The following is a 26,466-nucleotide window of genomic DNA, read 5'->3' on the forward strand; positions in this document are numbered from 1 at the left end:
ATGAATATATAGGAAACACTGTTCAGGCGCCGACAGTTAGAGTGGAGATAATATAATTCAGACAAAAGGAAGGAGGCAATAAAAAGAGCTGAGGGAGCATCCTATAAAGGGGTATCGATTTTTTAATATTATAATTATATAGTTGAAAGGATTATTTTTTATGAAAAAGATATTGTTAAATGGAGTAGACGGAAATTTTGGAAGCAGATCAGCCCGTGTATTGCTGGAAAAATATCCTCATGAAGCTTTGATTTTTACGGCTCCAACAAAAAATGGTCTTGAAAAATACCAGGCAATGGGCATTGAAACCAGAATTGCCGATTTTAACAATGCGGAAAAACTGACGGAAGCATTTAAAGATGCGGATACAGTTATTCTGATCTCCATGCCATTCGTTGGACCGAAAAGAAGAGCGGCACATAAAATTGCAATTGATGCGGCTGTGGCGGCAGGTGTAAACAAACTGGTTTATACATCGATTGTAGGAGCCGGACATGAGGATATCAATGCTTACGAAGTAAACGATCATGTATGGACCGAAAGGTATATCAAAAAACAGCCCATCCATTATTTGATTCTTCGGGATTCCCAATATGCGGAAGCAATGGTCTCCACATTTGTGGAAGCAGTTGAAAATACAAACGGCATCATCCGCAATAACATGGGAGATGGGAAAATGGCATTTGTTTCGAGGGATGACTGTGCGCTTGCGGCGGCCTGTGCGGCAATGTCTGATTGGGAAGATCGAATTGTTGATATAAATGGAGCCGAGCTTCTGACAATTGCACAGTACATGGCAATCGCCTCGGAGGTTACGGGTAAAAAGACGGAATATCAATATATCAACGATGATGAGATGTATGAGTTCTTTGACTCCATCGGCGTTCCAAGGACAACGGAGGAAATGTGGGCGGACACGGCGAAGAACTTTCCATTTTGCTCAGATGGAATGGTGTCCTTTGGCAGGGCAATCCGTCTGAATCAAATGAGTACATTTACGGATGATTTTGAAAAGCTGACAGGGCAAAAGCCCATCACGGTAAGAGAAATGTTTGAAGATATGGAAAATCATTTAATCGGAACAAGAACATCTACAGATAATTAAAAACAGTAGGAGGACGAAAAATGGCAGAAATGATGAATCCGGCGCTGGAAGGCGCCACCTTATTGTTCCCACAGGGATCTTTTATTACGGCATATGCTTATACGGGCGTGGAGGATGAGATCAAGGCATATCAGACCAGCGCATGGATTGGAACGGCGCTTATGACATCCCCCATTTATGATGTATACGGACCGGATGCCGTTAAATTAATGGGACAGGTTTGTACAAATGATTTTACCACGCTGGGAATGAACGGCATACGCCATGCCGTAATGTGCAATGAGAAAGGTCAGATTCTGACAGACGGCGTTGTAATCCGTATCGGAGAAGATCGTTACAGAACCTACTGGCTTGATCCGGTGATCTCTTATTATGTCAATACATCAGATCTGGATGTGCATGGCGAAAACATGAGCGGAAAGGAATATTTTATCCAGATTGACGGTGAAAAGTCCTTAGAGATTCTGGAAAACGCATTCCAGGCCAATCTTCACGACATCAAATTCGGCAGACATAGAATCCAGGAGGTAAACGGAAAACAGGTACGCATCATCCGGCTTGGCATGTCCGGCAACCTTGCTTATGAAATTCACGGAGATATGGCGGATTATGCGGAGATCTATAATCTGGTATGGGCGGCAGGTGAAAAGCTGGGAGCAAGAAAGCTTGGGCTCCAGGCTTATAACATGTTTAACCATACGGAGGCCGGATTCCCGAATATCAATCTTCACTATCCGCTTCCGTGGCTGGAAACCAGCGAGAAAATGACAGAATATATGCGCACAGTGCCTCAGTTATCCATGTTCAATCTCAATCGAAGGCTTCTCGGAAGTGTAGGGGATGATCTTCAGGCTCGCTTTGTTACTCCCTATGATGTGGGATGGGATTTCCTGATTAAATACAATCATGACTTCATTGGAAAAGAAGCCCTCCTTGAAATGTCGAAAAAGCCCCAAAAAAAATGCGTAACCCTGGAATGGAACGCCAAGGATGTGGCAGAAGTCTTTGCAACCATGCTCAGCCCTGGGGAGGAACCCTGCGAGGATATTACCAAACCATCCGCTCTTGAATACTATTTCTGTGTCAGAGAGTTTGGTTTTGAGTACCGGGCGGATAAGGTGCTGGCTGCAGATAAGGAGATCGGGATCACAAGCGGAAAAATCATCTCTTATACCTATAACAGCATGATTTCTCTGGCCTTCATTTCCGCAGAATATGCCAAAGAAGGGACGGAGCTTGAAATACTCTGGGGAACGCCGGGAACCCGCCAGATGAAGGTTCGCGCAAAGGTTGCCAGATTCCCGTATAATCAGGATTATATCCGTAATGAAAAGCGGGATGTTTCGGATATACCTGTTTTTGAAAGATGAAACCGGAGATGATTACATAGGGAAAATAAAATTTATGTGTTCCCCTGCAGAGTTTTCAAGCTTTGCAGGGGATCTGCTGTTTACGGGTTTATTCTTTTAACTTAATACATATACCTGTATTAATTATTGAGCATAATATAGAATTCATTTCTCATGTAGCAGATTATCTTGTAGATGTAGGAAGAAATGCAGGAAATAAAGGTGGAGAGACTATAATTCAGGGAAAACCAATAGAAGTTGTTAGGAACGTAGAATCATCATGGAATAATATAATAAATTGATTGACACCACATATGACACCATATATAATATAGATAGGAGGTATGACAAATGTCAAAATGGGATAAACTGATAACACGTATATGCAATTTATCGAAAGACCTCCGGTTTGATGAGTTACGGAAGGTATTGGAAAGTTATGGATACGAAATGAATGCACCAAGAAGTGGAAGTAGCCATTATACTTTCAGAAAACAAGGGTGTATGCCAATTACAATACCAAAGCATGAACCAATCAAGAAAGTATATGTAGAAATGGTAAGGCAGATTGTAGAAAGCGAGGCGAAGAATGATGAAGACGCTGAATGATTATATGGCAATGTCCTATCGTATGGAAATTGTGGAAGATAAAGATGAAGGCGGATTTGTAGTTTCTTATCCGGATTTGCCTGGTTGCATTACTTGTGGTGAGACAGTGGAGAGTGCGGTAGCAAATGCACTGGATGCAAAAAAAGCATGGATTGAAGCTGCATTAGAAGATGGTGTAGAGATTCATGAACCAGACAGTCTGGAAGACTATTCTGGACAGTTTAAATTGAGAATTCCGAGAAGTCTGCACAGATCACTGGCAGAGCATTCGCAGAGAGAAGGAATCAGCATGAATCAGTATTGTGTGTACCTTCTTTCCAGAAATGATGCAGTGTTCTCAAAATAAATGTTGTCAAACTTATTTACACCATTTACAATAAGCTGGCAACAAATTGGCAACATTTTGTGGTTATTCGACGAATAAAAATTTTATTTCATAACGTATATAAAGAAACCTTACTGATTTTCAGAAGTAAAAAACTGAATATCGGTAAGGTTTTCTTTTTCCTTATTTTTCTTTTTTAGTCAATTCTTTTACGAGGTAATCACTCAATTCCTGAGATGGTATCTTGGCACGTTTCTGGTAAGTATCCAGTTCCGGGTATTTATATCTCCATCTGCGACCTCCATAGAGAACAAAAGCACGATAGAGTACGGAACAGAGCAAGGATTGGCAGCACTGATCTATGGCGAACAAGGAGTGAGTTCGTTGCCGATACAGGACATTACAGGAGAATACATAGATACAGATAATGAGTATATGTATTATTATTCGGCTGAGTTTGTAAAATAAGAATAGCAAAAGTGAGAAGAGGATATTACAAATCATTGTTTTGATAATTCGGTGGTATCCTCTTTGTGGATTTCAGAATTTGTTTCTTAGCTTTCGGTATTCTCTTGGCGAATATCCTTTCAGCTTGTGAAAAAGCCGACTGAAATAAAGCTGGTTATCATATCCGATATCTATATAAACTGATTCTTGAAACAGAGAATGAAGTAATTGTAGATCACATTGCATTAAGAAAGATAGAGATTAAAGACCAGGTTATTTATTTAAATGGACAGAAGATTAAATTCCGTGGTGTCAATCGACATGATTCTGATCCGGTTACTGGATTTACAATCAGTCTGGAACAGCTCACAACCGATCTTACGTTAATGAAGCAGCATAATTTTAATGCGATCCGTTCCAGCCACTATCCGAACGCACCATTTTTCTATGAAATGTGTGACAAGTATGGATTCATGGTGATAGATGAAGCAGATATTGAAGCTCATGGTCCATTTATGATCTACAGAAAAGAAGACACCGATTACAATCGGTTCAAACGATGGAATGAGATGATTGCAGATGATCCGGCATGGGAAGAGGCAATCGTTGATCGCGTAAAACTTATGGTGGAACGTGACAAAAACCGTTTCTGTATTGTTATGTGGTCAATGGGAAATGAGAGTGCTTATGGCTGCAACTTTGAAAAAGCACTGGAATGGACAAAGAATTTTGATCCAGACCGTATCACACAATATGAGAGTGCAAGATACCGTAATTATGATGAAACATATGATTACAGCAATCTGGATGTGTACAGCCGGATGTATCCGGCGCTTTCCGAAATTCAGGAATATCTGGATAAAGATGGAAGCAAACCCTTCCTTTTGGTAGAGTACTGTCACAGTATGGGAAACGGACCTGGAGATTTTGAAGATTACTTCCAGATGATTCAGGATAATGATAAAATGTGTGGCGGCTTTGTCTGGGAATGGTGTGACCATGCGATTGCTCATGGAACTGCTAAGAATGGAAAGACTATATATGCTTATGGGGGCGACCATTGCGAAGAAATTCATGATGGCAACTTCTGTATGGATGGATTAGTATATCCGGACAGAACGGTACATACAGGACTTTTGGAATACAAGAATGTTTATCGCCCGGCAAGGGTTATTTCCTATGACAAAGAAAGCGGAGAACTGGTGCTTCATAACTACATGGATTTTGATGACTTGAAAGATTATGTGAAGATCAGTTATGAACTGACGCAGGACGGGCTTGTAATCAGCAAAGGTAAACTTCCAGAAGTTTCAGCAGCACCACACAGTGAAGGAAAAATAAACCTTAAAATCAATGTGCCAGAGAGTGGAAAATGTTATTTAAAATTTATTTACCATCTGAAAAAGAAATTGCCACTGTTGGATGAAGACCATATTCTTGGATTCGATGAAATTGAGGTAAGCAAAGACGGTGCAAAATGTAAACTTGCTGAGAAATGGCTACAAAAAACAGCAGTGGACTCTGAGTTACAGGTAAATGAAAATGATACACAGATCCATATCAAGGGGCGTGAATTTGCTTATACCATAGACAAACGTACTGCACTCTTTACAGAGATGAAATTCGCAGGGCGGGAATACTTGAACCATCCGATGGAATTAAATATTTGGAGAGCTCCAACAGATAACGATATGTACATCAAGTCTGAATGGAAGAAAGCCCATTATGATAAAGCTTATACAAGAGCTTACACGACAGAGGTCGTGCAGGGAAAGCATGGTGTGAAAATTACAAGCCATGCATCCGTTGTGGCAGAGACAGTACAGAAGATTCTTGATGTGACGATTACATGGAAAATAGAAGCTGCTGGAAAGATTGATGCAGATATTGCAGTAACAAAAGATGATGAATTCCCGGACCTGCCAAGATTTGGTGTGAGGATGTTCCTGGATAAAAAACTTTCAGCTGCACGATACTTTGGAATGGGACCACAGGAAAGCTATTGTGACAAACATCAGGCTGCGAGCCACGGTTTGTACCGGGCAGATGTAGGGGATTTACATGAGGACTATATCCGTCCACAGGAAAATGGAAGCCATTATGATTGTGAATATGTAGAGCTTAACAACAGCCGATATGGAATTGTGGCATCCGCAGAAAAGGCATTTTCATTCAATACTTCTTATTATACACAGGAAGAACTTGAGAAGAAAGGGGAGTATTTCATGCAGTTAAAATATGTTGACACAAAAGAGGAGATTATAGCAATAAATAGGAAGTCAAAACATATTGAACCACATCTTCATAATGCACTGGAGATCGTTTGTGTAACAAGTGGATCATTAGAACTTGGTGTCGGACAGGAACTATACCATATGGAAAAAGGAGATATTGGCTTTGTATTTCCAGATGTTATTCATCACTATCAGGTACTGACATCCGGTGTAAACAAAGCGACTTATCTGATTGCATCGCCATTTACGATAGCCAAATTTGCAGATATCATGCAATCCATGGCTCCTGAATACCCAATCATCAAAGCGGAAAAGGTTGAACCGGAGGTATATAGGGTTATAAATGCAATTTTAGAGACAGAACAGTCGGATATTACTGTTGCACAGGCATATCTTCAAATTGTGTTGGCACGCTGCATAGGAAAGTTAAATTTGGTAGAAAAGAGTAATGTGGGGAGCAACGATCTTATTTACCAGACAGTTTCCTATATATCAGCAAATTTTAAGAAGAAATTTTCGCTGGAAGAGATGGCAAAAGATCTGGGGGTGAGCAAATATGTTTTATCCAGACTCTTTTCCAAAACATTCCATAGAAACTTTAATCAATATCTTAACGATGCAAGGCTGAACTATGCATGCCAGCGTTTGGAAAATACGAGTGATTCTATTACAAACATTTGTCTGGATAGTGGATTTGAAAGTCAGAGAACATTTAACCGAGTATTTAAAGAAAGATATAAAATATCACCGAGTGATTATCGGAGTATTTGTGTGAAAGAGATGTTGTCATAAAAGGTTCTGTTGATCGAAATATTTACTTTGATTTTACAGTGCTATGTATTTGATTTCATGTGTGGATGATATAATATAAAAATATTTGTAGAAAAAAGAGTTTTATTCTATTATGAAAAGAGTAAGGTGTATTCTAAAGAAACAAGAAAGGCAGGGCGCAAAAAACTGAATATCGGTAAGTTTTCTTTTCTCTTATTTTTCCTTTTTAGTCAATTCTTTTACGAGGTAATCACTCAGTTCTTGAGATGGTACTTTGGCACATTTCTGGTAAAGTGTAATCTCCCGCCCTTCATTTGAAAATATGTAAGTTCGAAGCTGACCGGATTTAACCAGTAATAATCCAGTACAATCCAGGTTTCCGTTGAAAGATGATACAATGCTCGTTTATATTTTATTATATATAGATTCAGAATAAACAATCTCTTGGACATGAAATGTGTCTGGGAGTGTTAGCGTCGGTCCTGCAATTGATGCACTGAGAAAAAAAGAAATCACAGGAGCATGAGGATGATGAGAAAGAATAGCGTACTTCGAAAATATATGTCGTCGATTTTGTTATTTTTGTTATTTGAGACAGTGGCAATTATGTTATGGATTGCTAAGGATAATCTGTTTTATTTGCTGAATTTCAGCTACATCGGAGGCTGCCTTGCATTGGGAACAGCACTTTTTACTGCAGGAAAACACTATGCCAGGCATTTCGTGCAACTGACGGTTGGAAGTTATATGTTGTTGTACCTTGGGATAATCTCCTGTGAAAATATGCAGATTGAAGGTTTTTGGTATTATTTGTTTCAGGGTGTTTTTGAGGCAGCAACAATTCACTATGCGGTGGCAAAGATTTTCGGTCCTTTGCTTTTTGGGCGGGGATGGTGTGGTTATGCCTGTTGGACGGCTATGGTACTGGATTTTCTGCCTTACAAACAGCCGAAAAAGCCCAGAAAGGAAAAGCTGGGCATTCTGCGTTACGTGATGTTTGCAGTATCCCTGACAATGGTTTCTGGCTTGTTTTTGATGAAAATCACAAATCTGGAGAAAATCATGTTCTGGATGTTCCTTGCAGGAAACGCACTTTACTATATTGCGGGTATTATGTTAGCTTTTATATTCAAAGATAATCGCGCATTCTGTAAATATCTGTGCCCGGTTACTGTGTTTCTTAAGCCAATGAGCTACTTTTCACTTTTGCGTGTCCATTGCAATGAAAATAAATGCGTCCATTGCAGCAAATGCCTGCAGGTTTGCCCCATGAATGTTGAAGTCAACAAAGAATCTCGTAAGCGCAAAAATGGGACGGAGTGCATTTTATGCTACGAATGCACGAAAGCCTGTCCCACCAAAGCACTGTATTAGGATAAAAATCATGGATTGCCGAAATCGATTTCAATCTTTGCCACCGGCAGCATCCTGGAAAAAACTGGTGAAGCAATTGAAAAGTAATATGATAAAGTGTAATATGGTAAGAGATTATTTAAGAAAATGAAATCAGAACAGGAGTAGAACTGTGTTAATCAGCGAAAAAATATTTTATTTAATTGGAAAAAATAAATTAACCCAGAAGGAATTTTCAGAGCAGACGGGTATTTCACAGAGTACGATCAGTGACTGGAAAAGGAAGAAGACGAACCCGTCAGCAGATAAAATCCTGAAAATATGTGAAGTATTGAAAGTGACACCGTATGAATTGCTGTCAGAGTCTGATATCAGTAAAGATGGTAAAATGGATTGTATTCTGGCATTAGATAAAGAGGAAGAATTTCTGTTAGAAGGTTTCCGAGATCTGCATAGCAGACAAAAGGACCGTTTGATCGGGTATCTGACTGCGTTGCGGGAAAAATAGCAGAAAATGCTTGCATCCGCCTACCCCTCATACTACAATAAATCCTTGTGAGAACGGAGGTATGAAAAAATGACAGAGAAAACAGAAAAACAGTTACCTGTATTCAGAGGGGAGATTTCTCTGCTGGCAGTGATTTTGATCAACAGTTTAGGTGTGGTGCTGATGTTGTTTGCGGGATCGGGTATTTCAGCAATCTCCAGTGTACCGTATGCATTATCCCTGGTATTTCCGCACCTGACCCTTGGAACCTGGACCTATATTTTTCAGGGAACACTGATTTTTTCTTTGATGATTATGAGAAAGAAGTTTGTGCCGAACTATCTGTTTAGTTTTGTAGTTGGATTTGCATTCAGTATGATGCTGGATGTGTATGAACTGAAACTGGCATGGCTGCCAATGACGATACCGTGCCGCGTACTGTATTTTGCGGCAGGCTATCTGTTGATTGCCTTTGGTGTGGCATTGTCTAATCGCTGCGGGCTCCCGATTATCCCAACGGACTTATTTCCAAGAGAAGTGTCAGCCATTAAAAACTGGAAGTATTCCAGAGTGAAGATCACCTGTGATCTGACCTGTCTTGCAGTAACAGGACTTCTGACGGGAATTTTTCTCGGGCATATTGACGGTCTTGGGATTGGAACAGTCATTGCGGCATTCACTATGGGAAAAGTGATTGGAAGCATTGGAGAGTGTATGGATCATCATGTGAAATTTGTTTCTTTCATGACGAAGAAAAATGCGATGTAATGAAGAACATATGATTTATGCTGGCACTGGGGGAGTAATATTCCCGATCTTGTTATTACTGAGAATCATTCTGTGCAAAAAAGAGAAAAGCATTGCGAAATAAAGCTACTGGGCAGGCTGTCGGATGTTATCGGACAGCCTGCCCAGTATCGTGTAAAAGACGTTGTGTCAGGATCGGTTAAGCCATGCCATTTGCCATTTTGTATTTGTATAACATTTCGGCATGATTCTGTTCTTCGACCTGAATATCGGCAAGAAGTTTGCGAATATCACTGGAGCCAAATGCAAAGACTTCGGTGTTATATTCCCCGGATACCAGTTTTTCGGTAGCAATACAGTCTGTGGCAAGAAAAGCATCCTGCATTTTATCCTCAGATACGGCAATTTCAGTGTAGGTTGCTTTTGGAGTGTAATTACGTCCGTCACTGTCGTTACAGTTGCAGGATGGAACCTGTCCCTTTAATACATCTGCGAGAGAAGAAAAGTGAGTGCGCTCTTTTTCCTGAAGCATCTGAAAGAGATTTTTCAGTTCAGGATCTTTTGCCTGCTGAGCATAACGCCCGTATTTTTCCACACAACTTTTTTCCTGAGTCTGCAGATCTTCGATGACAGCACGTTCTTTTTCACTTAAAATCATATTATTTCGTCCTTTCCAAATAGTTTATTGTTTCATATGGAGCCAGTACATCATACTGCAAATAACTGTACCACATAACTTGCCTGAAAATTCATTCTGCGTTATTAGTCCAGTTAATTTTTGTATGCTGTACTAGTATGCATCGAAAATCAAGGTTATATTCGCAAAAAAAGGAAACAGCTTACTTTTGTGCTGACAGCATATTTTGCAATGCACAGAAAGTTTAAAGAAAATATATTTTGGGACTGGATTCATTTATGTTTACTGTTATAATAAATAGACGGTAACTGTCAGGTGGCAGAACAGTTCAGGCAGATGGATACAAGGAGAGGAATATGGAGAAAGATCAGGTTTTACAGGGGAATGAGAAGATAGAAGAAGCCATTCGGGGGCTTCAAAATGAGCCAACGCAGGAGATGCTGGCTCATGCCCTGACGGTGGTCAGAAGAAGAATGAAAGAGAATGGACATTTGATTGTGGCAGTGGATCCGGCAGGAGCAATGGAGAGCCTGCAGGTCCAGACCATACAGACAGCAGATGGAAAACGGTGGTTTGCAGCGTTTACCGGGTTTGAGGAACAGATGAAGGGAAGCAATGCGGTGATGTCAGCATTTACGGCAGAGATCGAAAAATTGTTCCAGATGACACTGCAGACAGAAGAAATAGAGGGACTGATTTTGAATCCTTGGGACTGTACGATGATGCTCAGTAAGAGCCTTATTCACATCGTACTTGGGGAAAACAGATAAATTTGTGGATAAGAGGGGAAAACATGAAACAGAATAAATACGAAATTGATATGTGCCATGGTACCATTATGGATAAGTTGATTTCTTTTGCACTGCCATTGATGTTGTCCAGCATTTTGCAGTTGATGTTTAATGCAGTGGACGTCATTGTGGTAGGGAGATTCAGTGGAAGCCAGGCACTGGCGGCTGTGGGATCTACCACGGCACTGATCAATACATTTACCAATCTTTTTATAGGGGTGTCACTTGGAGCCAATGTACTGGCGGCAAGGTTCTATGCTTCCGGAAAAGAAAAAGAGATGTCAGAGACGGTACATACGGCAATTATGCTGGCACTGATCAGCGGGGTGGTGATGGCAGTCATCGGACAGATTTTTGCAAGAGGTGCACTGGAGCTTATGGGCACGCCGGAGGATGTCATTGACAAGTCCACACTGTATATGCGGATCTATTTTCTGGGAATGCCGTTTTTCATGATGTATAACTATGGAGCGGCAATCCTGCGAGCAGTGGGAGATACCAAAAGACCGTTGCTGTTTTTGATTGTGTCAGGTATAACCAATGCATTGTTAAACATGACTTTTGTTATTGTTTTTCATATGAGTGTGGAGGGAGTAGCTATTGCGACAGTGATTTCTCAGATACTGTCCTGTACGCTGGTATTACGCTGTCTGCATCATACAGAAGGCTGTTATCAGCTCCGGTTCTCCAGACTGAAGATAAAGAGCTATTACCTGAAACAGATTTTCCAGGTGGGAATACCGGCGGGAATTCAGAGTATTGTCATTAATTTTTCCAATGTACTGTTACAGTCCTCAGTGAATTCCTTTGGTTCTGTATCTATGGCAGGTTATACGGCAGCGGATAACCTGATGGGATTCATATATGTATCGGTTAATGCTGTGACACAGGCGTGTATGAGCTTTACCAGTCAGAATTACAGCGTGGGAAATTATAAAAGAATGGACAAGGTGTTGCGGAACTGTATGATATTGTCAGTTGCAGTAGCTGCTGTGATGGGAAGCTGCTTCTGGTTCTTCGGACCACAGATTCTGCGTGTATACACCAATAATCCAGAGGTCATCACCCATGCCATGGAGATTATGTCCATTACGGTAATGCCATATTTCCTGTGCGGAATCATGGATCTGTTTCCGGGAGCACTTCGCGGAATGGGACATTCCGGAGTGCCGATGATCCTGTCTGTCATCGGAACCGTAGGAACCAGAATTATCTGGATCTTTGGTGCGTTTCCACATCACAGGACACTGCGTTTCCTGTTTGTCTGCTATCCGGGGTCCTGGGCAGTTACAATTGTTCTGCAGGTTGTATGTTTCTGGTTTGTAAGGAAGAAAGTACATCGGAACCGCATGGCTGAGGCAGAATAGAAGAGAAGAAAGATCGGAATACGAAAAAAGAGCACGAGGAATACTGAAAATACCGGATAAAATCTGGTTATTAAGATTCCTCGTGCTTTTATGTTACAAAAGCATATCATAAATTTTGCAGATAAAACTATTTTGTATTCAATTCTTCCAGCATCTGCGCTACGGTCTTACCGATCAGCGGGTGTCTTTTCCATGGGGCGATCTCTGCCAGTGGAATCAGTACAAAGTCGCGCTTGTGCAGTTCGATATGTGGAATATGCAGATCCGGTGTATCCAGTACCAGGTCATCGTACAGGAGAATATCCAGATCCAGTGTTCTTGGCCCCCAGTGGATGATCCGCTCCCGGTGAGCTGCACATTCGATCTCATGAAGGCGGTCAAGAAGTTCTTCTGGGGACAGGAGTGTACGCAGTGCCAGTGCACCATTTAAGAAATCATCCTGTTCCACACCGCCGTAAGGCTCGGTAATCAGAAAATCAGAAACCGCAGTTACCTGGCAGTCAGGTGACTCATTCAGTGCTTCAATGGCACCGCGAAGATAAGCTTCTTTGTCACCCATATTGGAACCAAGAGCAATATAAGCAGTATGCCATCCACGGCTGATCTCTACCGATACCGTATCCAGAGGCAATCCCACCGGAGCCCATGGCTTTTTGATGGTAAGATCTACCTGAGAAACCAGCGGATAGGCAGTCAATATGGCATATGCAGTCTCTTCGGCAATCTTTTCCACTAATTTCCAGGTATTTTCGGTTACGATTTTTTTGATCAGATGACTGACTTCGCCGTAATGTACGGAAGCAGTCAGATCATCGGTCAGTCCTGCACGGCGAGTGCTGGTATGTAATACAGCAGTCACCAGAAACTTTTGGCCCAGTACATTTTCTTCCGGGAATACGCCGTGATTGGCGTAGATCTCCAGATCTTTAATAGTAATTTTATCCATGATCCATCCCTCATTTATGCATTGATAATTGCTTTTGTCATATCGATGATACGTTTGTTTTCCTTCACATCATGCACACGAACAAACGCACATCCGCGCAGCATACCGATTACGGTAGTAGAAAGAGTACCTTCCACACGCTGGTCGACCGGAAGGTTCAGTGTGTTGCCGATCACGGATTTTCTGGAAGTACCCAGAAGAACCGGAAATCCCAGAGGAAGCAGTACATCCACATGGTTGATGGCTTCCAGATTCATTTCATAAGTCTTACCGAAGCCAACACCCGGATCCAGCATAATCTTATCATCTGCCACACCTGCTTTTCTCGCAATGGCTACAGACTCTTCCATGTCTTTTACCATATCCTGAAGGAAATTGTCGTAGACTGCTTCGTTACGGTTGTGCATCAGACAGCAGGCTGCCTGGTATTTGGCAGTTACTTCTGCAACTTTATAATCATGTTTAAACCCCCAGATATCATTGACCAGATCGGCACCGGCCTGGAGCGCAGCTTCTGCTACGTGGCCCTTGTAAGTATCAATGGAAACCGGAATATCAAAGTGTGCCTTGACTGCTTCGATGACCGGTGTAACACGGGCAATTTCTTCTTCATCAGAGAGCAAAGTATATCCCGGTCTGGTGGATTCTCCGCCGATGTCTACGATGGCAGCACCGTCAGCAATCATAGCTTCTGCATGGCGCAGTGCATCGTCCATATGGTTGAAACGTCCACCGTCCGAAAAAGAATCCGGTGTAACATTCAGAATACCCATAATATAAGTTTCGTTTTTGGTATCAAATTCATGATTTCCGATTTTCATAATAGGAACTCCTTTGTTTTAGTAGTCAATTTCCAGATTTTTCTTAGATTCCGGCCAGTTACATTCTAAACTTGCAGGGCAGCAGAAGCAATTGCGGGACTGCTTGTCGGCACGGTACAGATAAAGGGCGAGCGGTGTCGCTCCCGTTGCCTCATTGCCACGGTGGTGCAAAATGGCATCCTGTATCTGGTGAATTTCCGTATCTGCAAATCCGGTCTCAGCTAAGATCAGCTGTGCCATCTGTGCACTGGCAATATCATGGGGCGTACCATGGGCAATCTGCTCATATCGGCCGATATCATGCAGAAGAGCAGCTGCATAAATCAGTTCTTTGTCCAGCCCGGCATGTTCTTCCAGATTATACAGATACATCAGTCGGGCAACATCCAGAAAATGTTCCATTGTATGTCGGCAGAAAATCCGGTTTTTTTCCACATCAGTCAGAAGTGAAAACTGCTCCTGATAGAGTGGATGGGAATAAACAGCCTGTATACGTTTCATGCTGATTTAACCCTTTACCATCTGCAGGAAAGTCTGCTGGAGAGTAAAATCTTCTGCAAACGTACCGCGTACAATGGAAGTAACGGTCTTGCTTCCAGGCTTCTGAACACCGCGCATGGTCATGCACATGTGTTCTGCTTCGATCATAACCATGACTCCCTTTGGCTGCAGGTATTCTTCCAGTGCATCTGCGATCTGTGCAGTCAGATTCTCCTGAATCTGAGGTCTGCGGGCGAATACCTCTACTGTTCTGGCAAGCTTGCTTAAGCCTGCAACACGCTGATCCGGAATATAGGCAACATGTGCCTTGCCGTAGAATGGGAGTAAATGGTGTTCGCAGGTGGAATAGAAGGTAATATCCTTCTCCAGTACGATATTATTGTTGGTTGCGTGGAATTGTTTGGAAAGATGAGTGGCCGGATCTTCATAAAGTCCCCCGTAGATCTGTTCGCACATTCTGGCAATACGGTCCGGGGTATCCAGCAGCCCCTCTCTGTGAATATCTTCTCCGATGCCCTCCAGCATAAGGCGGACACCTTCTTTGATCTTTTCGTGATCCATCATAATGATTGGTAAACCTCCTGAATTCTTGTTCATCAGGATGCTTCCGGTTCAGACTGGAAAAAATTGCATAAAAAAAACATCCTGATGGGAATATATGTTACGACAAGTTACTATCCCTTCACAATCAAGATGTATAGCATCTGTATGTTGCAACGGGTGCGGAATTCATATCGTAAGACGAGCTTTTCGTTTCCGTGGCAACTCCCCATCCACAGAACACTTGACGCATGAAAACCTATTTTGCATAATAGCAATCAGTTCGGTATGATGATTGCATAATTGCTTCTATGTAATATTTACTAGATGCCTGAATTATAGCATTATTAGTATAGATAAGCAATATAAAAATAGATGGAAATGAAAAAAATGAAAAAAATTTTAAAAAGTACTTGCATTTTTTAAAGGATTAGTATAGAATACATTGTGTTGTGACATTGGGCTATCGCCAAATGGTAAGGCAACGGACTCTGACTCCGTCATTTCAAGGTTCGAATCCTTGTAGCCCAGCTTTTAAGAGATATTCATTTGGATATCTCTTTATTTTTTGCAAAAAATTACTTTGCAGGAAGTTTTATTTTTGTTATAATCCAAGATGCCAGCAGGCATCTTTTGACTTTAATATCGTAATCGAAACAGGAGATTTATATGCCATATCAGTTTCAGAGCCGTATCAGATACAGTGAAATAGGAGAAGATAAGAGACTTACCCTGCCGGGGTTGATCAATTATTTTCAGGATTGCAGTACGTTTCAGTCAGAGACACTGGGAAACGGCGTCGATGACATGTACGCCAAAGGAAAAGTGTGGGTGCTGGCGTACTGGCAGATCGAGATTAAAAGGCTTCCTGTTCTGGGAGAAGAGGTGACCGCACAGACCTGGGCGCATACTTTTAAAGGCTTCCAGGGAGAACGTAATTACCGTATGCTGGATGCAAAAGGCAGTAGTATTGCCTGTGCCAATTCTCTTTGGATCTATGTGGATCTGCAGACAGGGCATCCGGTGAGAGTGGACAGAGAGGTACAGGAACGCTACCCAATGGAACCGGCACTGGAGATGGAACGTATGTCAAGGAAGATCAAAGTTCCGGAAGGTGGTGTAACAGAAGAGGCATTTAAGGTATGCCGTCATCATCTGGATACCAATCATCATGTAAATAACGCACAGTATATCGATATGGCGCAGGAGTATCTTCCAAAGGAATGGAAGCTGGCCAGAGTGAGAGTAGAATATAAAAATCAGGCGGTGCTGGGAGACATGATCTGCCCGGTAGTGTGCCGGATGGAAAACAGTGTGACAGTAGATCTGCGCGGTGAAGATGGCAGATCCTATGCTATTGTGGAATTTGCCTGAGAGCAGGCAGACGGAACAGGGAACAGAGAAATAATAACGGAAAGACAGATTAGGTGAAGTAATGTTAGAATTAGGAAAAAGACAGAAACTGAATATTGTTAAGAGAACAGATTTTGGTGTATATCTGGCAGAAGGAGACAACGTGGAAGAACGTGTCCTTCTTCCTCGTAAGGAAGTTCCGGAAAATGCAGTCATCGGCGATGAACTGGATGTTTTCTTGTATAAGGATTCCAGGGACCGCCTGATTGCAACTACCAGACAGCCGAAGCTGGAACTGGGACAGGTGGGAATCCTGAGAGTAAAAGAAGTAGCAAAGATCGGAGCATTTCTGGACTGGGGACTGGAAAAAGACATTTTGCTTCCATTTAAGCAGCAGACCCGGAAGGTACGGGAAGGAGAAGACTGGCTGGTAGCCCTGTATATTGATAAGAGCGACCGTCTCTGTGCGACGATGAATGTCTATGAATATCTGGAGAAGGATTCTCCTTATAAGAAAGATGATCATGTAACAGGAACCATCTATCAGATCAGTGAACGGTTTGGTGTATTCGTAGCAGTCGATAACCGTTATTCTGCACTAATTCCGCAGAAAGAGGCTGCAAGACATTATACGATTGGCGATCAGATCACTGCCAGAGTGACAGGAGTGAAGGAAGATGGCAAGCTGGATCTGTCGGCAAGAGAAAAAGCATATCTTCAGATTGATGAAGATGCAGAGGCAGTTATGATGGCAATCGAGGAATTCTCAGGTGTTCTGCCATTTACAGACAAAGCATCACCGGAAGTGATCAAAAGAGAGATGGGACTGAGCAAAAACGCATTCAAGCGTGCAGTGGGACATCTGTTAAAAGAGGGCAGAATCGAGATTACAGAACGGGTAATCCGAAAAGTAAAATAAAGACTGATACGTTCTGAAGTCGAAGCTGTAGCGTCCCTGTGTAGATTTTGCACGACAGACGGGGAAAGCAGCACCGGAGAATGAGACAATTGTTATAAAATAAACGAAGTATAGAATCTAAACTAATAGTCATAAGGGAGAAAGCGAGAAAACCGCTTGTAATTTCTGGCAAAATCGCATATAGTATGGGTGTAGCGAAGAAAGAGTTTAGAGGCAGACCGCAAGAGAAGATGCGGTGAAAGGAGTATAAAATGAAAGTACAGAATATCACAGATATAAATAAGTTTTTTGAGGTAGTAGATAGCTGTAAAGGAAAAGTAGAATTAGTAACAGGCGAAGGTGACAGACTGAATCTGAAGTCTAAGCTGTGTCAGTATGTTTCTCTGGCAAACATTTTCTCCAACGGTGAGATTCCGGAACTGGAAGTTCTTGCTTACGAAAAAGAAGATGTAGATAAACTGATCAATTTCATGATCAATGGTTAATTTAATGATAACAGAGTCAAAAGCCTGAATCATAATATATAATTTTTAGACTGTCAAAGACCGTTGTAAGATGTTATACTAAAAAAAGACATTTTACAACGGTCTTTTTTCATATAAATAGAAATGAGGTTTCAATTTTGAATTTTACACATTTGCATGTGCATACGGAGTACAGTCTTCTGGACGGCTCCAATAAAATTAAAGAATATGTAAGCCGGGTCAAAGAACTGGGAATGAACAGTGCGGCAATTACAGACCATGGAGTGATGTTCGGTGTGATTGATTTTTACCGTGCAGCACGGGCAGAGGGAATTAATCCGATCCTGGGATGTGAAGTATATGTGGCACCTGGATCACGTTTTGACAGGGAAAAGTCCAGCGGGGATGACCGGTATTATCATCTGGTTCTTCTGGCAGAGAATAACAAAGGCTACAGCAATCTGATGAAGATCGTGTCCAAGGGCTATACGGAAGGGTATTATTATAAGCCACGTGTGGATCGCTCCGTTTTGGAAGAGTACCATGAGGGGATCATTGCTTTGAGTGCCTGCCTGGCTGGAGAAGTGCAGAAGTATCTGGCAAGGGGCATGTATGAAGAGGCGAAGAAAGCAGCGCTGGAGCATGAGCAGATATTTGGAAAGGGTAATTATTTTCTTGAATTGCAGGATCATGGGATACCAGAGCAGAAACTGGTGAATCAGCAGTTGCTTCGGATGAGTAGAGAGACAGGCATTGAACTGGTGGCTACTAATGATGTGCACTACACTTACGCAGAGGATGCGGATTCCCATGATATTCTGCTGTGTATCCAGACTGGCAAGAAGCTGGATGATGAAGAACGTATGCGCTACGAAGGCGGTCAGTATTATGTGAAGTCACCGGAAGAAATGGCACAGCTTTTCCCATATGCACTACAGGCACTGGAAAATACCCAGAAGATCGCAGACCGTTGCCATGTGGAGATCGAATTTGGCGTGACCAAGCTGCCAAAGTTTGATGTTCCGGAAGGCTATACCTCATGGGAATATCTGAATAAACTATGTTTTGACGGCCTTGCAGAACGGTATGAGGAACAGCAGGCAGAAGAATTAAAAGAACGCCTGAATTACGAACTTGGCATTATTCAGAAAATGGGTTATGTTGATTATTTCCTGATTGTGTGGGACTTTATTCATTACGCCAGAGAGCATGACATTATGGTGGGACCGGGACGTGGATCAGCTGCTGGAAGCCTGGTTTCCTATACACTGGGAATCACGAAGCTGGACCCGATTAAGTATAATCTGCTGTTTGAACGATTCCTGAATCCGGAGCGAGTATCCATGCCGGATATTGACGTGGATTTCTGTTTTGAAAGAAGACAGGAAGTCATTGATTATGTGGTGCGTAAGTATGGCAAGGAAAAAGTTGTTCAGATCGTTACCTTTGGTACGCTTGCAGCCCGTGGCGTCATCCGTGATGTGGGACGTGTCATGGATATCCCTTATGCGATAGTGGACAATGTGGCAAAGATGATACCGCAGGAACTGAATATCACCATAGACAAAGCCTTAAAAATGAATCCGGATCTGAAAAAGCTATATGAGGAAGATGCGCAGATGCGGCGGTTGATTGATATGTCCAGAAGGCTGGAAGGTCTGCCAAGACATACCTCTATGCATGCGGCAGGAGTTGTCATCTGTCAGAAGGCAGCAGATGAATATGTGCCTCTGGCCCTGGGATCTGATGGCTCGCCGGTTACTCAGTTTACCATGACCACACTGGAGGAACTGGGACTTCTGAAGATGGACTTTCTGGGACTTCGAACCCTGACCGTGATTCAGAACGCAGTAAAATTTGTAGAGCAGAATGTCGGAATGGTGTTAGATATGGATCACATTGATTATAATGATCCCAAGGTTCTGGCATCCTTAAGTACAGGAAAGACAGATGGCGTGTTCCAGCTGGAAAGTGCGGGCATGAAGAATTTCATGAAAGAACTGAAGCCGGAGAGCCTGGAAGATATCATTGCGGGGATTGCTCTGTATCGTCCGGGGCCAATGGATTTTATTCCACAATATATTAAAGGAAAGAACAATGCAGAGAGCATTACCTATGACTGTCCGCAGCTAAAGCCGATTCTGGAAGCCACCTACGGATGTATCGTTTATCAGGAACAGGTTATGCAGATCGTACGTGACCTGGGTGGATATACACTGGGACGAAGCGATCTTCTCCGACGTGCCATGTCTAAGAAAAAAGCGGCAGTCATGGAGAAGGAACGGCAGAATTTTGTATATGGTAATAAAGAGGAAGGTGTTCCGGGCTGTATCAAAAATGGAATTTCAGAAGCAGTTGCCAATAAAATCTATGATGATATGATTGATTTTGCAAAATATGCTTTTAATAAATCACATGCAGCAGCCTATGCAGTGGTTTCTTATCAGACGGCATATCTGAAGTATTATTATCCGGTAGAATTCATGGCGGCACTGATGACGTCAGTCATTGATAACTCGGCAAAAGTGGCAGAATACCACATGACCTGCCGTCAGATGGGAATCCAGATTCTGCCGCCGGATATAAATCTGGGAGAGAGCGGCTTTACCGTAGATGGTAACAATATTCGATACGGGCTGTCTGCCATCAAGAGTGTGGGAAAACCAGTGATCGCAGCCATTGTGGAAGAACGTAAACTAAACGGAAAATATACTTCCCTGAAGAATTTTATGGAACGTCTGTCAGGAAAAGAGATCAATAAGAGAACGGTAGAAAACTTTATTAAATCCGGAGCCTTTGACAGTCTTGGCGGAAACAGACACCAGTTTATGCTGCTCTATGGACCATTGATGGATTCTGTGAATCAGGAGAAGAAGAATTCTATGGCAGGTCAGATGTCCCTCTTTGATTTTGTAGGAGAAGAAGAAAAGAAAGGATTTGAGGTCAGCATGCCAGAGGTGGAAGAATATGAGAAAGAACAGCTTCTGGCCTATGAAAAAGAGGTGCTTGGTTTTTATGTCAGCGGTCATCCTCTGGAAAAATACGAAAGTATCTGGAAAAAGCATATTACCAATGTGACGGCTGACTTTGCGCTGGATGAAGAGACCGGGCATTCCAGAGTCACCGATGGTATCAAGGCTACTGTGGGCGGGATGATTGTGGAAAAGACCATCAAGTATACGAGAAATAATCAGACTATGGCGTTCCTGACACTGGAAGACCTGCTGGGAACAGTAGAAGTCGTGGTATTTCCAAGAGACTACGAGAAGAATAAAAACCAGCTTGTGGAAGATGAAAAGGTATTTATTACAGGGCGGGTATCGGTGGAGGAAGATAAGCCAAGTAAGCTGATCTGCGAGAAAATAAAGAACTTTAAGGATATCAACCGGGAAGTATGGATCCAGTTTGCAGATATGAATGCCTATCAGGAAAATGAGAGACAGCTATATAATATTCTGCGGGAATCTGACGGAAAAGATCGTGTGGTAATCTATGTCAGATCACCGAAAGCAGTAAAGCGTCTTTCGGAAAACTGGACGGTAAATGCCAATGAAGAACTGCTTCGGAAGCTGGCTGAGAAGTTCGGAATAGAAAATGTAAAAACTATTTGAAAATGCAAATGAAATGAATTACACTATAGAAAAATGTGAAAACAGCAAAGCCTTTTGAGGAGGAGATACCATGGAAAAAGAAATCAAAACAATTGGTGTGCTGACCAGCGGCGGAGATGCATCCGGAATGAATGCTGCCATCCGTGCGGTAGTCAGAAAGGCAATCTACAATGGCAAAAAAGTAAAGGGTATCTACCGTGGATACAGCGGTCTGTTAAATGAAGAGATCAGGGATATGACAGCAAGGGATGTGTCAGATACAATTGCCCGCGGTGGTACCATTCTGGGAACTGCAAGATGTGCAGAATTCCGCACAGAAGAAGGTCAGAAACTGGGTGCTGAGATCTGCAAGAAGCACGGTATTGACGGTCTGGTAGTTATCGGAGGTGATGGCTCTTTTGCGGGAGCGCAGAAGCTGGCGGCATTGGGGATAAATACCATTGGTGTTCCGGGTACCATTGATCTGGATATTGCGTGTACCGAGTATACCATCGGATTTGATACAGCAATCAATACGGCAATGGAAGCCATCGATAAAGTTCGTGATACCTCTACTTCTCATGAACGGTGCAGTATTATAGAGGTAATGGGAAGACATGCAGGTTATATTGCATTATATTGTGGTATTGCCAATGGAGCGGAAGATATTCTGGTTCCGGAACGTTATAATTATGATGAACAGGAACTGATCAATAACATTATCCGTAACAGAAAGCGTGGCAAGAAGCACCATATCATTATTAATGCAGAAGGTATCGGACATTCCACCTCTATGGCAAGACGTATCCAGGCAGCAACCGGTGTGGAGACAAGAGCAACCATTCTTGGTCACATGCAGCGTGGAGGAAGCCCAACCTGTAAGGATCGTGTATATGCATCTATGATGGGAGCCTATGCAGTAGACCTTCTGTGTGCAGGCAAGAGCAATCGTGTGGTCGGATACCGTCATGGCGATTTTACAGATTTTGACATTGACGAGGCACTGGCTATGCAGAAGGATCTGCCGGAATACATGTGGGAGGTAGCAAGAGCGTTATCGGTATAGCAGACAGGTGACAATTGCAGATAAGTCATAATATGATAGAAAGTACAGCAAATAAGCAGGTCAGGAATCTGATACAATTGATAAAGAAGGCGAAAGTCCGTCGGGAAACACAGACTTTTGTGGTGGAAGGCATTCGTATGTTCCGTGAGGTGCCAAAAGAACAACTGGTGCAGACTTATGTATCAGAAAGTTTTCTGGAAAAACAGGAAAATCACGAAGCTCTGAAGGGCATTCATTATGAAGTCATGACGGACAAAGTGTTTGCAGCAGTTTCTGACACACAGACGCCTCAGGGAATACTCTGTGTTGTGCGGCAGAAGGAATATACACTGGAAGAGATCTTAAAGAAAGAATTTCCGTTTCTGATGATTCTGGAGAATCTTCAGGATCCGGGCAATCTGGGTACAATTTTCCGCACAGCAGAGGGAGCGGGAGTGGATGGTATCATTATGAGTTCGGATACCGTGGACATTTATAATCCCAAGACGGTGCGTTCAACCATGGGATCTCTGTACCGTATGCCTTTCTTCTATGAGAAGGATCTGAAGGGTGTGGTTGAGAGAATAAAGGAAAAAAACGTCTCCGTTTATGCAGCGCACTTAAAAGGCAAACATGCATACTACCTTGAGGATTACAGAAGTGGATGTGCATTTCTGATCGGCAATGAAGGAAATGGACTGACAGATGAACTGGCGGCACTGGCAGACACGTATATCAGAATTCCAATGGAAGGTCAGGTAGAGTCTCTGAATGCAGCCATAGCAGCAGCAGTATTAATGTATGAAGTAAAAAGACAGCGAGATTGATCAGAACCCGTCTTACTCAAATTGGTAAGACGGGGATTTTTATGACAGTTTTTAGGGGGTTGACAAAGAAAGTTAACTATCGTACAATAGGACTGTAAAAATTCTTAACAAATTTGTAATAATATGCGCTGAGAAATGTAAAAACTTACAGAGAGTCATAAAAAAGGGAGTTGCAAAAAGGCTTTCACGTGGTGATTACAGGCGCATATACGGAGGTTATGTAATGAAAAACAGAACAAAAGCAGCAATTTGTAGTACTGTCTCAGTCCTGACACTTTCTGTGCTGTCTTCCTCTACCGTTATGGCAGCAGAAAGCAGCAGATGTGGTGGAAAGAACGTGGCAGTTGCCAATGTAAGCAGCGAATTACTGATTCGTGCAAGCGCAGATGACAGCAGTGCTGTGATTGGATATGTACCAAGTGCCGGCGGTGTGATGGTAAAGAGTATGGATGCTGACTGGACGAAGGTAGAGGTTGGAGACAAGACAGGTTATGTACGAACAGAGTATCTTGCATTTGATGACAGGGCAGATGAACTGAAGTCTGTATACGGAGTACAGGGGGCAGTTGCTTCCTGGGATAATGTAAAGATTTTCTCAGATCATGAAGATACATCTTCTATTATCGGAACGATGAATGAGGGAGAAGGATACGAGGTACTGGGAAGCACAAATGACTGGGTAGAGATTCAGCTGGATAATGGCGAGACGGCATATGTGGCAGCAGAAGATGTGGAGACGACCATGGTAGTTGATGGTGCAGTGTCAGTAGATGACAGCACAGCACAGCCGGCAACGACTACATATACTGTAGCGCCACAGAATGATACTTACATAGAGCAGGCTGAGGATACCTATGTGGCAGAAACCGAGTACGTCCCAGAAACGGATTATGTGGCAGAAACCGAGTACGCTCCAGAGACGGACTATGTGGCAGAAACAGAGTACATCCCAGAGACGGACTATGTGGCAGAGACCGAATATGTTCCAGAGACGGACTATGTGGCAGAGACCGAATATGTTCCAGAGACGGACTATGTGGCAGAGACCGAATATGTTCCAGAGACGGACTATGTGGCAGAGACCGAATATGTTCCAGAGACGGACTATGTGGCAGAGACCGAATATGTTCCAGAGACGGACTATGTGGCAGAGACCGAATATGTTCCAGAGACGGACTATGTGGCAGAGACCGAATATGTTCCAGAGACGGACTATGTGGCAGAAACCGAATATGTCCCAGAAACAGATTATGTGGCAGAAACCGAATATGTCCCAGAAACAGATTATGTGGCAGAAACCGAATACGTCCCAGAGACGGAGTATGTAGAAGAAACTGAGAGCACAGAGAGTACGGAAAGTACGGTAAGCGCAAGCAGCAGTGATCTGGATCTGCTGGCAGCACTGATCTACTGTGAAGCAGGCAACCAGTCTATGGAAGGTAAAATTGCAGTAGGACAGGTTGTTATGAACCGTGTGGCAAGTTCATCTTTTGCGAATAGTATTCATGATGTTATTTATGAAAGTGGACAGTTTACACCGGCATCCAGTGGATGGCTGGACAGTGTGATTGGAAGTGCGCCAAGCGACTGTTACGAAGCAGCACAGGCTGCTATGAATGGACAGGGAACTGTTGGCGGAGCACTTTACTTCAATACCGGGTCCGGAAAAGGAACTCAGATTGGTGCACATCAGTTCTACTAAAATATAAGAAGAATATTAAGATACCATATCTGATACTTATGTGTCAGGTGTGGTATTTTTTTATATGTTATGATATAATAGGAAAACATGAAAAGCCGGACGGGAAAGGAGGAGCAAAATGGATTTTGTTATGTTACCGGTGCACTGGATGATCTTGTTTATTCTGTTGCTGGTAATAGAACTGCTGACGATGGGGCTAACCACAATCTGGTTTGCGGGAGGAGCTCTTGCAGGGCTGATTGCCAATGTCTGCGGACTGGATTTCTGGCCACAGATGATGGCGTTTGTTGCAGTTTCGTTTTTATTGCTGTTTTTTACAAGACCATTTGCGGTAAAATATGTGAACAAAGGGCATGTTTCTACCAATGTGGATGAGCTGATCGGAATGGAAGGCGTAGTCCTGGAGGAGATTGACAATCTCAGGGCATCCGGCAGGGTTCAGGTCAGAGGGATGGAATGGACAGCCAGATCTCAGAATCAGGAACAGAAAATTGCAAAAGATAAGATCATAGAAGTATGTGCTATTGAAGGGGTAAAATTAATTGTAAAAGAAAAGGAGAACAACTGATATGAGCATTGCAATTATTATTCTTATTGTTATATTATTATTACTGTCAAGAAATATTCGTATTGTACCGCAGGCACAGGCAATGGTAGTAGAGCGTCTGGGTGGATACAGGGCAACCTGGAATGTGGGACTGCATTTTAAAGTGCCGATTCTGGACCGCGTAGCAAAGAAAGTGGTTTTAAAGGAACAGGTAGTGGATTTCCCGCCACAGCCGGTGATCACTAAAGATAATGTTACCATGCAGATTGATACAGTAGTATTTTTCCAGATCACAGATCCGAAGTTATACACATATGGCGTGGAAAATCCAATCATGGCAATTGAGAACCTGACGGCTACCACATTAAGAAATATTATTGGTGACCTGGAACTGGATGAGACACTGACTTCCAGAGAGACAATCAATACGAAGATGAGAGCATCCCTGGATGTAGCCACAGATCCATGGGGCATCAAGGTGAACCGTGTGGAACTGAAGAATATCATTCCTCCTGCAGCTATTCAGGAAGCAATGGAAAAGCAGATGAAGGCAGAGCGTGAAAGACGTGAGACGATTCTGGTGGCAGAAGGTGAGAAGAAGTCAGCCATTCTGGTAGCTGAAGGTAAAAAAGAAGCCATGATTCTGGATGCACAGGCAGCAAAGGAATCGGCCATTCTGAAAGCCGAAGCAGAAAAGGAAAAGATGATCCGTGAGGCAGAAGGTGAGGCAGAGGCAATTCTGAAGGTTCAGCAGGCCAACGCAGACGGTATCCGTTTCCTGAAGGAAGCAGGTGCAGATGAGAGCGTACTGACACTGAAGAGCTTTGAAGCAATGGCGAAGATTGCAGACGGTCAGGCAACCAAGATTATCATTCCGTCAGAGATGCAGAATCTGGCAGGAAGTATCAAAGCAGCAGTAGAGGTAGCCAAAGAAGCATAAGAAAATAAGGAGATTTTATTGAATTTTGGCTTCGTATCTGTGAAGGTAC

Annotated in this window: 24 protein-coding genes, 1 tRNA gene, 3 pseudogenes and 1 riboswitch; of the genes and pseudogenes, 21 read left to right on the top strand and 7 right to left on the bottom strand. The window is 42.7% G+C overall.

Annotated features, from left to right (window positions below):
* Nucleotides 1-160 precede the first annotated feature (160 nt).
* The 4 genes from H8716_RS14195 (at nt 161) to H8716_RS14210 (ending at nt 3,409) form a co-directional block, all read left to right on the top strand.
* Nucleotides 161-1,105, top strand: a complete 945-nt coding sequence (locus tag H8716_RS14195; protein WP_118514200.1) for an NmrA family NAD(P)-binding protein — start codon at nt 161-163, stop codon at nt 1,103-1,105.
* A 20-nt stretch (nt 1,106-1,125) separates the two neighbouring features.
* Nucleotides 1,126-2,475, top strand: a complete 1,350-nt coding sequence (locus H8716_RS14200) for an aminomethyl transferase family protein (protein WP_249309703.1) — start codon at nt 1,126-1,128, stop codon at nt 2,473-2,475.
* A gap of 330 nt (nt 2,476-2,805) precedes the next feature.
* On the top strand, nt 2,806-3,063 hold the full coding sequence (locus tag H8716_RS14205; protein ID WP_055054195.1) for a type II toxin-antitoxin system HicA family toxin: 258 nt from the start codon (nt 2,806-2,808) through the stop codon (nt 3,061-3,063).
* On the top strand, nt 3,047-3,409 hold the full coding sequence (locus tag H8716_RS14210) for a type II toxin-antitoxin system HicB family antitoxin (protein ID WP_117449528.1): 363 nt from the start codon (nt 3,047-3,049) through the stop codon (nt 3,407-3,409). The genes H8716_RS14205 and H8716_RS14210 overlap by 17 nt, the downstream gene beginning before the upstream one ends.
* A 519-nt stretch (nt 3,410-3,928) precedes the next feature.
* Here the strand turns inward: H8716_RS14210 and H8716_RS17925 are convergent.
* Nucleotides 3,929-4,024 (bottom strand): annotated as a pseudogene (locus H8716_RS17925) (AraC family transcriptional regulator); the annotation flags it as partial.
* On the opposite strand from H8716_RS17925, the pseudogene H8716_RS14225 reads away from it, so the two are divergent.
* Nucleotides 4,024-6,048, top strand: a pseudogene (locus H8716_RS14225) (glycoside hydrolase family 2 TIM barrel-domain containing protein); the annotation flags it as partial. The pseudogenes H8716_RS17925 and H8716_RS14225 sit on opposite strands and share 1 nt — an antisense overlap.
* A 12-nt stretch (nt 6,049-6,060) precedes the next feature.
* A complete protein-coding gene (locus tag H8716_RS14230) occupies nt 6,061-6,861 on the top strand; it encodes a helix-turn-helix transcriptional regulator (RefSeq protein WP_249309742.1) in 801 nt (266 codons plus the stop codon).
* Between the two features lie 264 nt (nt 6,862-7,125).
* On the opposite strand, the pseudogene H8716_RS17930 reads toward H8716_RS14230, so the two are convergent.
* Nucleotides 7,126-7,224: pseudogene (locus tag H8716_RS17930) on the bottom strand (Crp/Fnr family transcriptional regulator); the annotation flags it as partial.
* A gap of 144 nt (nt 7,225-7,368) precedes the next feature.
* Here H8716_RS17930 and H8716_RS14240 point away from each other — a divergent pair.
* From H8716_RS14240 to H8716_RS14250, 3 genes are all read left to right on the top strand, one after another.
* Nucleotides 7,369-8,214 (top strand): 4Fe-4S binding protein, encoded by an 846-nt coding sequence (locus tag H8716_RS14240; protein WP_249309704.1) that lies wholly within the window; start codon nt 7,369-7,371, stop codon nt 8,212-8,214.
* A 151-nt stretch (nt 8,215-8,365) separates the two neighbouring features.
* Nucleotides 8,366-8,701 carry a helix-turn-helix domain-containing protein gene (locus H8716_RS14245; protein WP_249309705.1) on the top strand — a complete coding sequence of 112 codons (336 nt, stop codon included), beginning with the start codon at nt 8,366-8,368 and terminating at the stop codon, nt 8,699-8,701.
* 69 nt (nt 8,702-8,770) lie between these two features.
* A complete protein-coding gene (locus H8716_RS14250; RefSeq protein WP_249309706.1) occupies nt 8,771-9,448 on the top strand; it encodes a DUF6198 family protein in 678 nt (225 codons plus the stop codon).
* A 178-nt stretch (nt 9,449-9,626) separates the two neighbouring features.
* On the opposite strand, the gene H8716_RS14255 is transcribed toward H8716_RS14250, so the two are convergent.
* On the bottom strand, nt 9,627-10,085 hold the full coding sequence (locus tag H8716_RS14255) for a ferritin-like domain-containing protein (RefSeq protein ID WP_249309707.1): 459 nt from the start codon (nt 10,083-10,085) through the stop codon (nt 9,627-9,629).
* 335 nt (nt 10,086-10,420) lie between these two features.
* Here H8716_RS14255 and H8716_RS14260 point away from each other — a divergent pair, with 335 nt between their 5' ends.
* Nucleotides 10,421-10,834: an SseB family protein gene (locus H8716_RS14260; RefSeq protein WP_249309708.1), complete on the top strand. Its 414-nt coding sequence runs from the start codon at nt 10,421-10,423 to the stop codon at nt 10,832-10,834.
* 23 nt (nt 10,835-10,857) lie between these two features.
* On the top strand, nt 10,858-12,222 hold the full coding sequence (locus H8716_RS14265) for an MATE family efflux transporter (RefSeq protein ID WP_249309709.1): 1,365 nt from the start codon (nt 10,858-10,860) through the stop codon (nt 12,220-12,222).
* Nucleotides 12,223-12,349: 127 nt separating this feature from the next.
* Here H8716_RS14265 and folK read toward each other — a convergent pair whose 3' ends face one another.
* The 4 genes from folK to folE are packed head-to-tail and all read right to left on the bottom strand — an operon-like array spanning nt 12,350 to nt 15,054.
* Nucleotides 12,350-13,168, bottom strand: a complete 819-nt coding sequence (gene folK / locus H8716_RS14270) for a 2-amino-4-hydroxy-6-hydroxymethyldihydropteridine diphosphokinase (protein WP_249309710.1) — start codon at nt 13,166-13,168, stop codon at nt 12,350-12,352.
* Nucleotides 13,169-13,182: 14 nt separating this feature from the next.
* Nucleotides 13,183-13,989: a dihydropteroate synthase gene (folP, locus tag H8716_RS14275; protein ID WP_249309711.1), complete on the bottom strand. Its 807-nt coding sequence runs from the start codon at nt 13,987-13,989 to the stop codon at nt 13,183-13,185.
* Nucleotides 13,990-14,007: 18 nt separating this feature from the next.
* Nucleotides 14,008-14,490 carry an HD domain-containing protein gene (locus tag H8716_RS14280; protein ID WP_249309712.1) on the bottom strand — a complete coding sequence of 161 codons (483 nt, stop codon included), beginning with the start codon at nt 14,488-14,490 and terminating at the stop codon, nt 14,008-14,010.
* 6 nt (nt 14,491-14,496) lie between these two features.
* Nucleotides 14,497-15,054, bottom strand: coding sequence for a GTP cyclohydrolase I FolE (gene folE, locus H8716_RS14285; RefSeq protein ID WP_249309743.1), 558 nt, complete (start codon nt 15,052-15,054; stop codon nt 14,497-14,499).
* A gap of 148 nt (nt 15,055-15,202) precedes the next feature.
* Nucleotides 15,203-15,299: riboswitch (THF riboswitch) on the bottom strand.
* Between the two features lie 190 nt (nt 15,300-15,489).
* Here folE and H8716_RS14290 point away from each other — a divergent pair.
* The 10 genes from H8716_RS14290 (at nt 15,490) to H8716_RS14335 (ending at nt 26,417) form a co-directional block, all read left to right on the top strand.
* A tRNA-Gln gene (locus tag H8716_RS14290) sits at nt 15,490-15,561 on the top strand.
* A 138-nt stretch (nt 15,562-15,699) separates the two neighbouring features.
* Complete coding sequence (locus H8716_RS14295) at nt 15,700-16,404, top strand: acyl-[acyl-carrier-protein] thioesterase (RefSeq protein ID WP_249309713.1); 705 nt, start codon at nt 15,700-15,702, stop codon at nt 16,402-16,404.
* A 61-nt stretch (nt 16,405-16,465) separates the two neighbouring features.
* On the top strand, nt 16,466-17,302 hold the full coding sequence (locus H8716_RS14300) for a CvfB family protein (RefSeq protein ID WP_249309714.1): 837 nt from the start codon (nt 16,466-16,468) through the stop codon (nt 17,300-17,302).
* A 251-nt stretch (nt 17,303-17,553) separates the two neighbouring features.
* Nucleotides 17,554-17,787, top strand: a complete 234-nt coding sequence (locus H8716_RS14305) for a polya polymerase (RefSeq protein WP_249309715.1) — start codon at nt 17,554-17,556, stop codon at nt 17,785-17,787.
* A 137-nt stretch (nt 17,788-17,924) separates the two neighbouring features.
* Nucleotides 17,925-21,377, top strand: coding sequence for a DNA polymerase III subunit alpha (locus tag H8716_RS14310; RefSeq protein ID WP_249309716.1), 3,453 nt, complete (start codon nt 17,925-17,927; stop codon nt 21,375-21,377).
* 70 nt (nt 21,378-21,447) lie between these two features.
* On the top strand, nt 21,448-22,422 hold the full coding sequence (gene pfkA, locus H8716_RS14315) for a 6-phosphofructokinase (protein WP_249309717.1): 975 nt from the start codon (nt 21,448-21,450) through the stop codon (nt 22,420-22,422).
* Nucleotides 22,423-22,454: 32 nt separating this feature from the next.
* On the top strand, nt 22,455-23,228 hold the full coding sequence (locus H8716_RS14320) for a TrmH family RNA methyltransferase (protein ID WP_249309718.1): 774 nt from the start codon (nt 22,455-22,457) through the stop codon (nt 23,226-23,228).
* 223 nt (nt 23,229-23,451) lie between these two features.
* Nucleotides 23,452-24,930: a cell wall hydrolase gene (locus H8716_RS14325; RefSeq protein WP_249309719.1), complete on the top strand. Its 1,479-nt coding sequence runs from the start codon at nt 23,452-23,454 to the stop codon at nt 24,928-24,930.
* Nucleotides 24,931-25,048: 118 nt separating this feature from the next.
* The gene (locus tag H8716_RS14330) at nt 25,049-25,498 is read left to right on the top strand and encodes an NfeD family protein (RefSeq protein ID WP_249309720.1); all 450 of its coding nucleotides are present in this window, start codon (nt 25,049-25,051) and stop codon (nt 25,496-25,498) included.
* A 1-nt stretch (nt 25,499) separates the two neighbouring features.
* Nucleotides 25,500-26,417, top strand: coding sequence for an SPFH domain-containing protein (locus H8716_RS14335; protein ID WP_249309721.1), 918 nt, complete (start codon nt 25,500-25,502; stop codon nt 26,415-26,417).
* Nucleotides 26,418-26,466: the final 49 nt, after the last annotated feature.

Origin of the sequence: Jingyaoa shaoxingensis (assembly GCF_014385005.1) — a bacterium.
GTDB classification, from domain to species: domain Bacteria; phylum Bacillota; class Clostridia; order Lachnospirales; family Lachnospiraceae; genus Marvinbryantia; species Marvinbryantia shaoxingensis.

Coding starts and splice junctions, on each gene's coding strand:
- H8716_RS14195 (WP_118514200.1), top strand. CDS start 161: ATGAAAAAGATATTGTTAAATGGAGTAGACGGAAATTTTGGAAGCAGA.
- H8716_RS14200 (WP_249309703.1), top strand. CDS start 1,126: ATGGCAGAAATGATGAATCCGGCGCTGGAAGGCGCCACCTTATTGTTC.
- H8716_RS14205 (WP_055054195.1), top strand. CDS start 2,806: ATGTCAAAATGGGATAAACTGATAACACGTATATGCAATTTATCGAAA.
- H8716_RS14210 (WP_117449528.1), top strand. CDS start 3,047: ATGAAGACGCTGAATGATTATATGGCAATGTCCTATCGTATGGAAATT.
- H8716_RS14230 (WP_249309742.1), top strand. CDS start 6,061: ATGCAGTTAAAATATGTTGACACAAAAGAGGAGATTATAGCAATAAAT.
- H8716_RS14240 (WP_249309704.1), top strand. CDS start 7,369: ATGATGAGAAAGAATAGCGTACTTCGAAAATATATGTCGTCGATTTTG.
- H8716_RS14250 (WP_249309706.1), top strand. CDS start 8,771: ATGACAGAGAAAACAGAAAAACAGTTACCTGTATTCAGAGGGGAGATT.
- H8716_RS14255 (WP_249309707.1), bottom strand. CDS start 10,085: ATGATTTTAAGTGAAAAAGAACGTGCTGTCATCGAAGATCTGCAGACT.
- H8716_RS14260 (WP_249309708.1), top strand. CDS start 10,421: ATGGAGAAAGATCAGGTTTTACAGGGGAATGAGAAGATAGAAGAAGCC.
- H8716_RS14265 (WP_249309709.1), top strand. CDS start 10,858: ATGAAACAGAATAAATACGAAATTGATATGTGCCATGGTACCATTATG.
- folK (WP_249309710.1), bottom strand. CDS start 13,168: ATGGATAAAATTACTATTAAAGATCTGGAGATCTACGCCAATCACGGC.
- folP (WP_249309711.1), bottom strand. CDS start 13,989: ATGAAAATCGGAAATCATGAATTTGATACCAAAAACGAAACTTATATT.
- H8716_RS14280 (WP_249309712.1), bottom strand. CDS start 14,490: ATGAAACGTATACAGGCTGTTTATTCCCATCCACTCTATCAGGAGCAG.
- folE (WP_249309743.1), bottom strand. CDS start 15,054: ATGATGGATCACGAAAAGATCAAAGAAGGTGTCCGCCTTATGCTGGAG.
- H8716_RS14295 (WP_249309713.1), top strand. CDS start 15,700: ATGCCATATCAGTTTCAGAGCCGTATCAGATACAGTGAAATAGGAGAA.
- H8716_RS14300 (WP_249309714.1), top strand. CDS start 16,466: ATGTTAGAATTAGGAAAAAGACAGAAACTGAATATTGTTAAGAGAACA.
- H8716_RS14305 (WP_249309715.1), top strand. CDS start 17,554: ATGAAAGTACAGAATATCACAGATATAAATAAGTTTTTTGAGGTAGTA.
- pfkA (WP_249309717.1), top strand. CDS start 21,448: ATGGAAAAAGAAATCAAAACAATTGGTGTGCTGACCAGCGGCGGAGAT.
- H8716_RS14320 (WP_249309718.1), top strand. CDS start 22,455: ATGATAGAAAGTACAGCAAATAAGCAGGTCAGGAATCTGATACAATTG.
- H8716_RS14325 (WP_249309719.1), top strand. CDS start 23,452: ATGAAAAACAGAACAAAAGCAGCAATTTGTAGTACTGTCTCAGTCCTG.
- H8716_RS14330 (WP_249309720.1), top strand. CDS start 25,049: ATGGATTTTGTTATGTTACCGGTGCACTGGATGATCTTGTTTATTCTG.
- H8716_RS14335 (WP_249309721.1), top strand. CDS start 25,500: ATGAGCATTGCAATTATTATTCTTATTGTTATATTATTATTACTGTCA.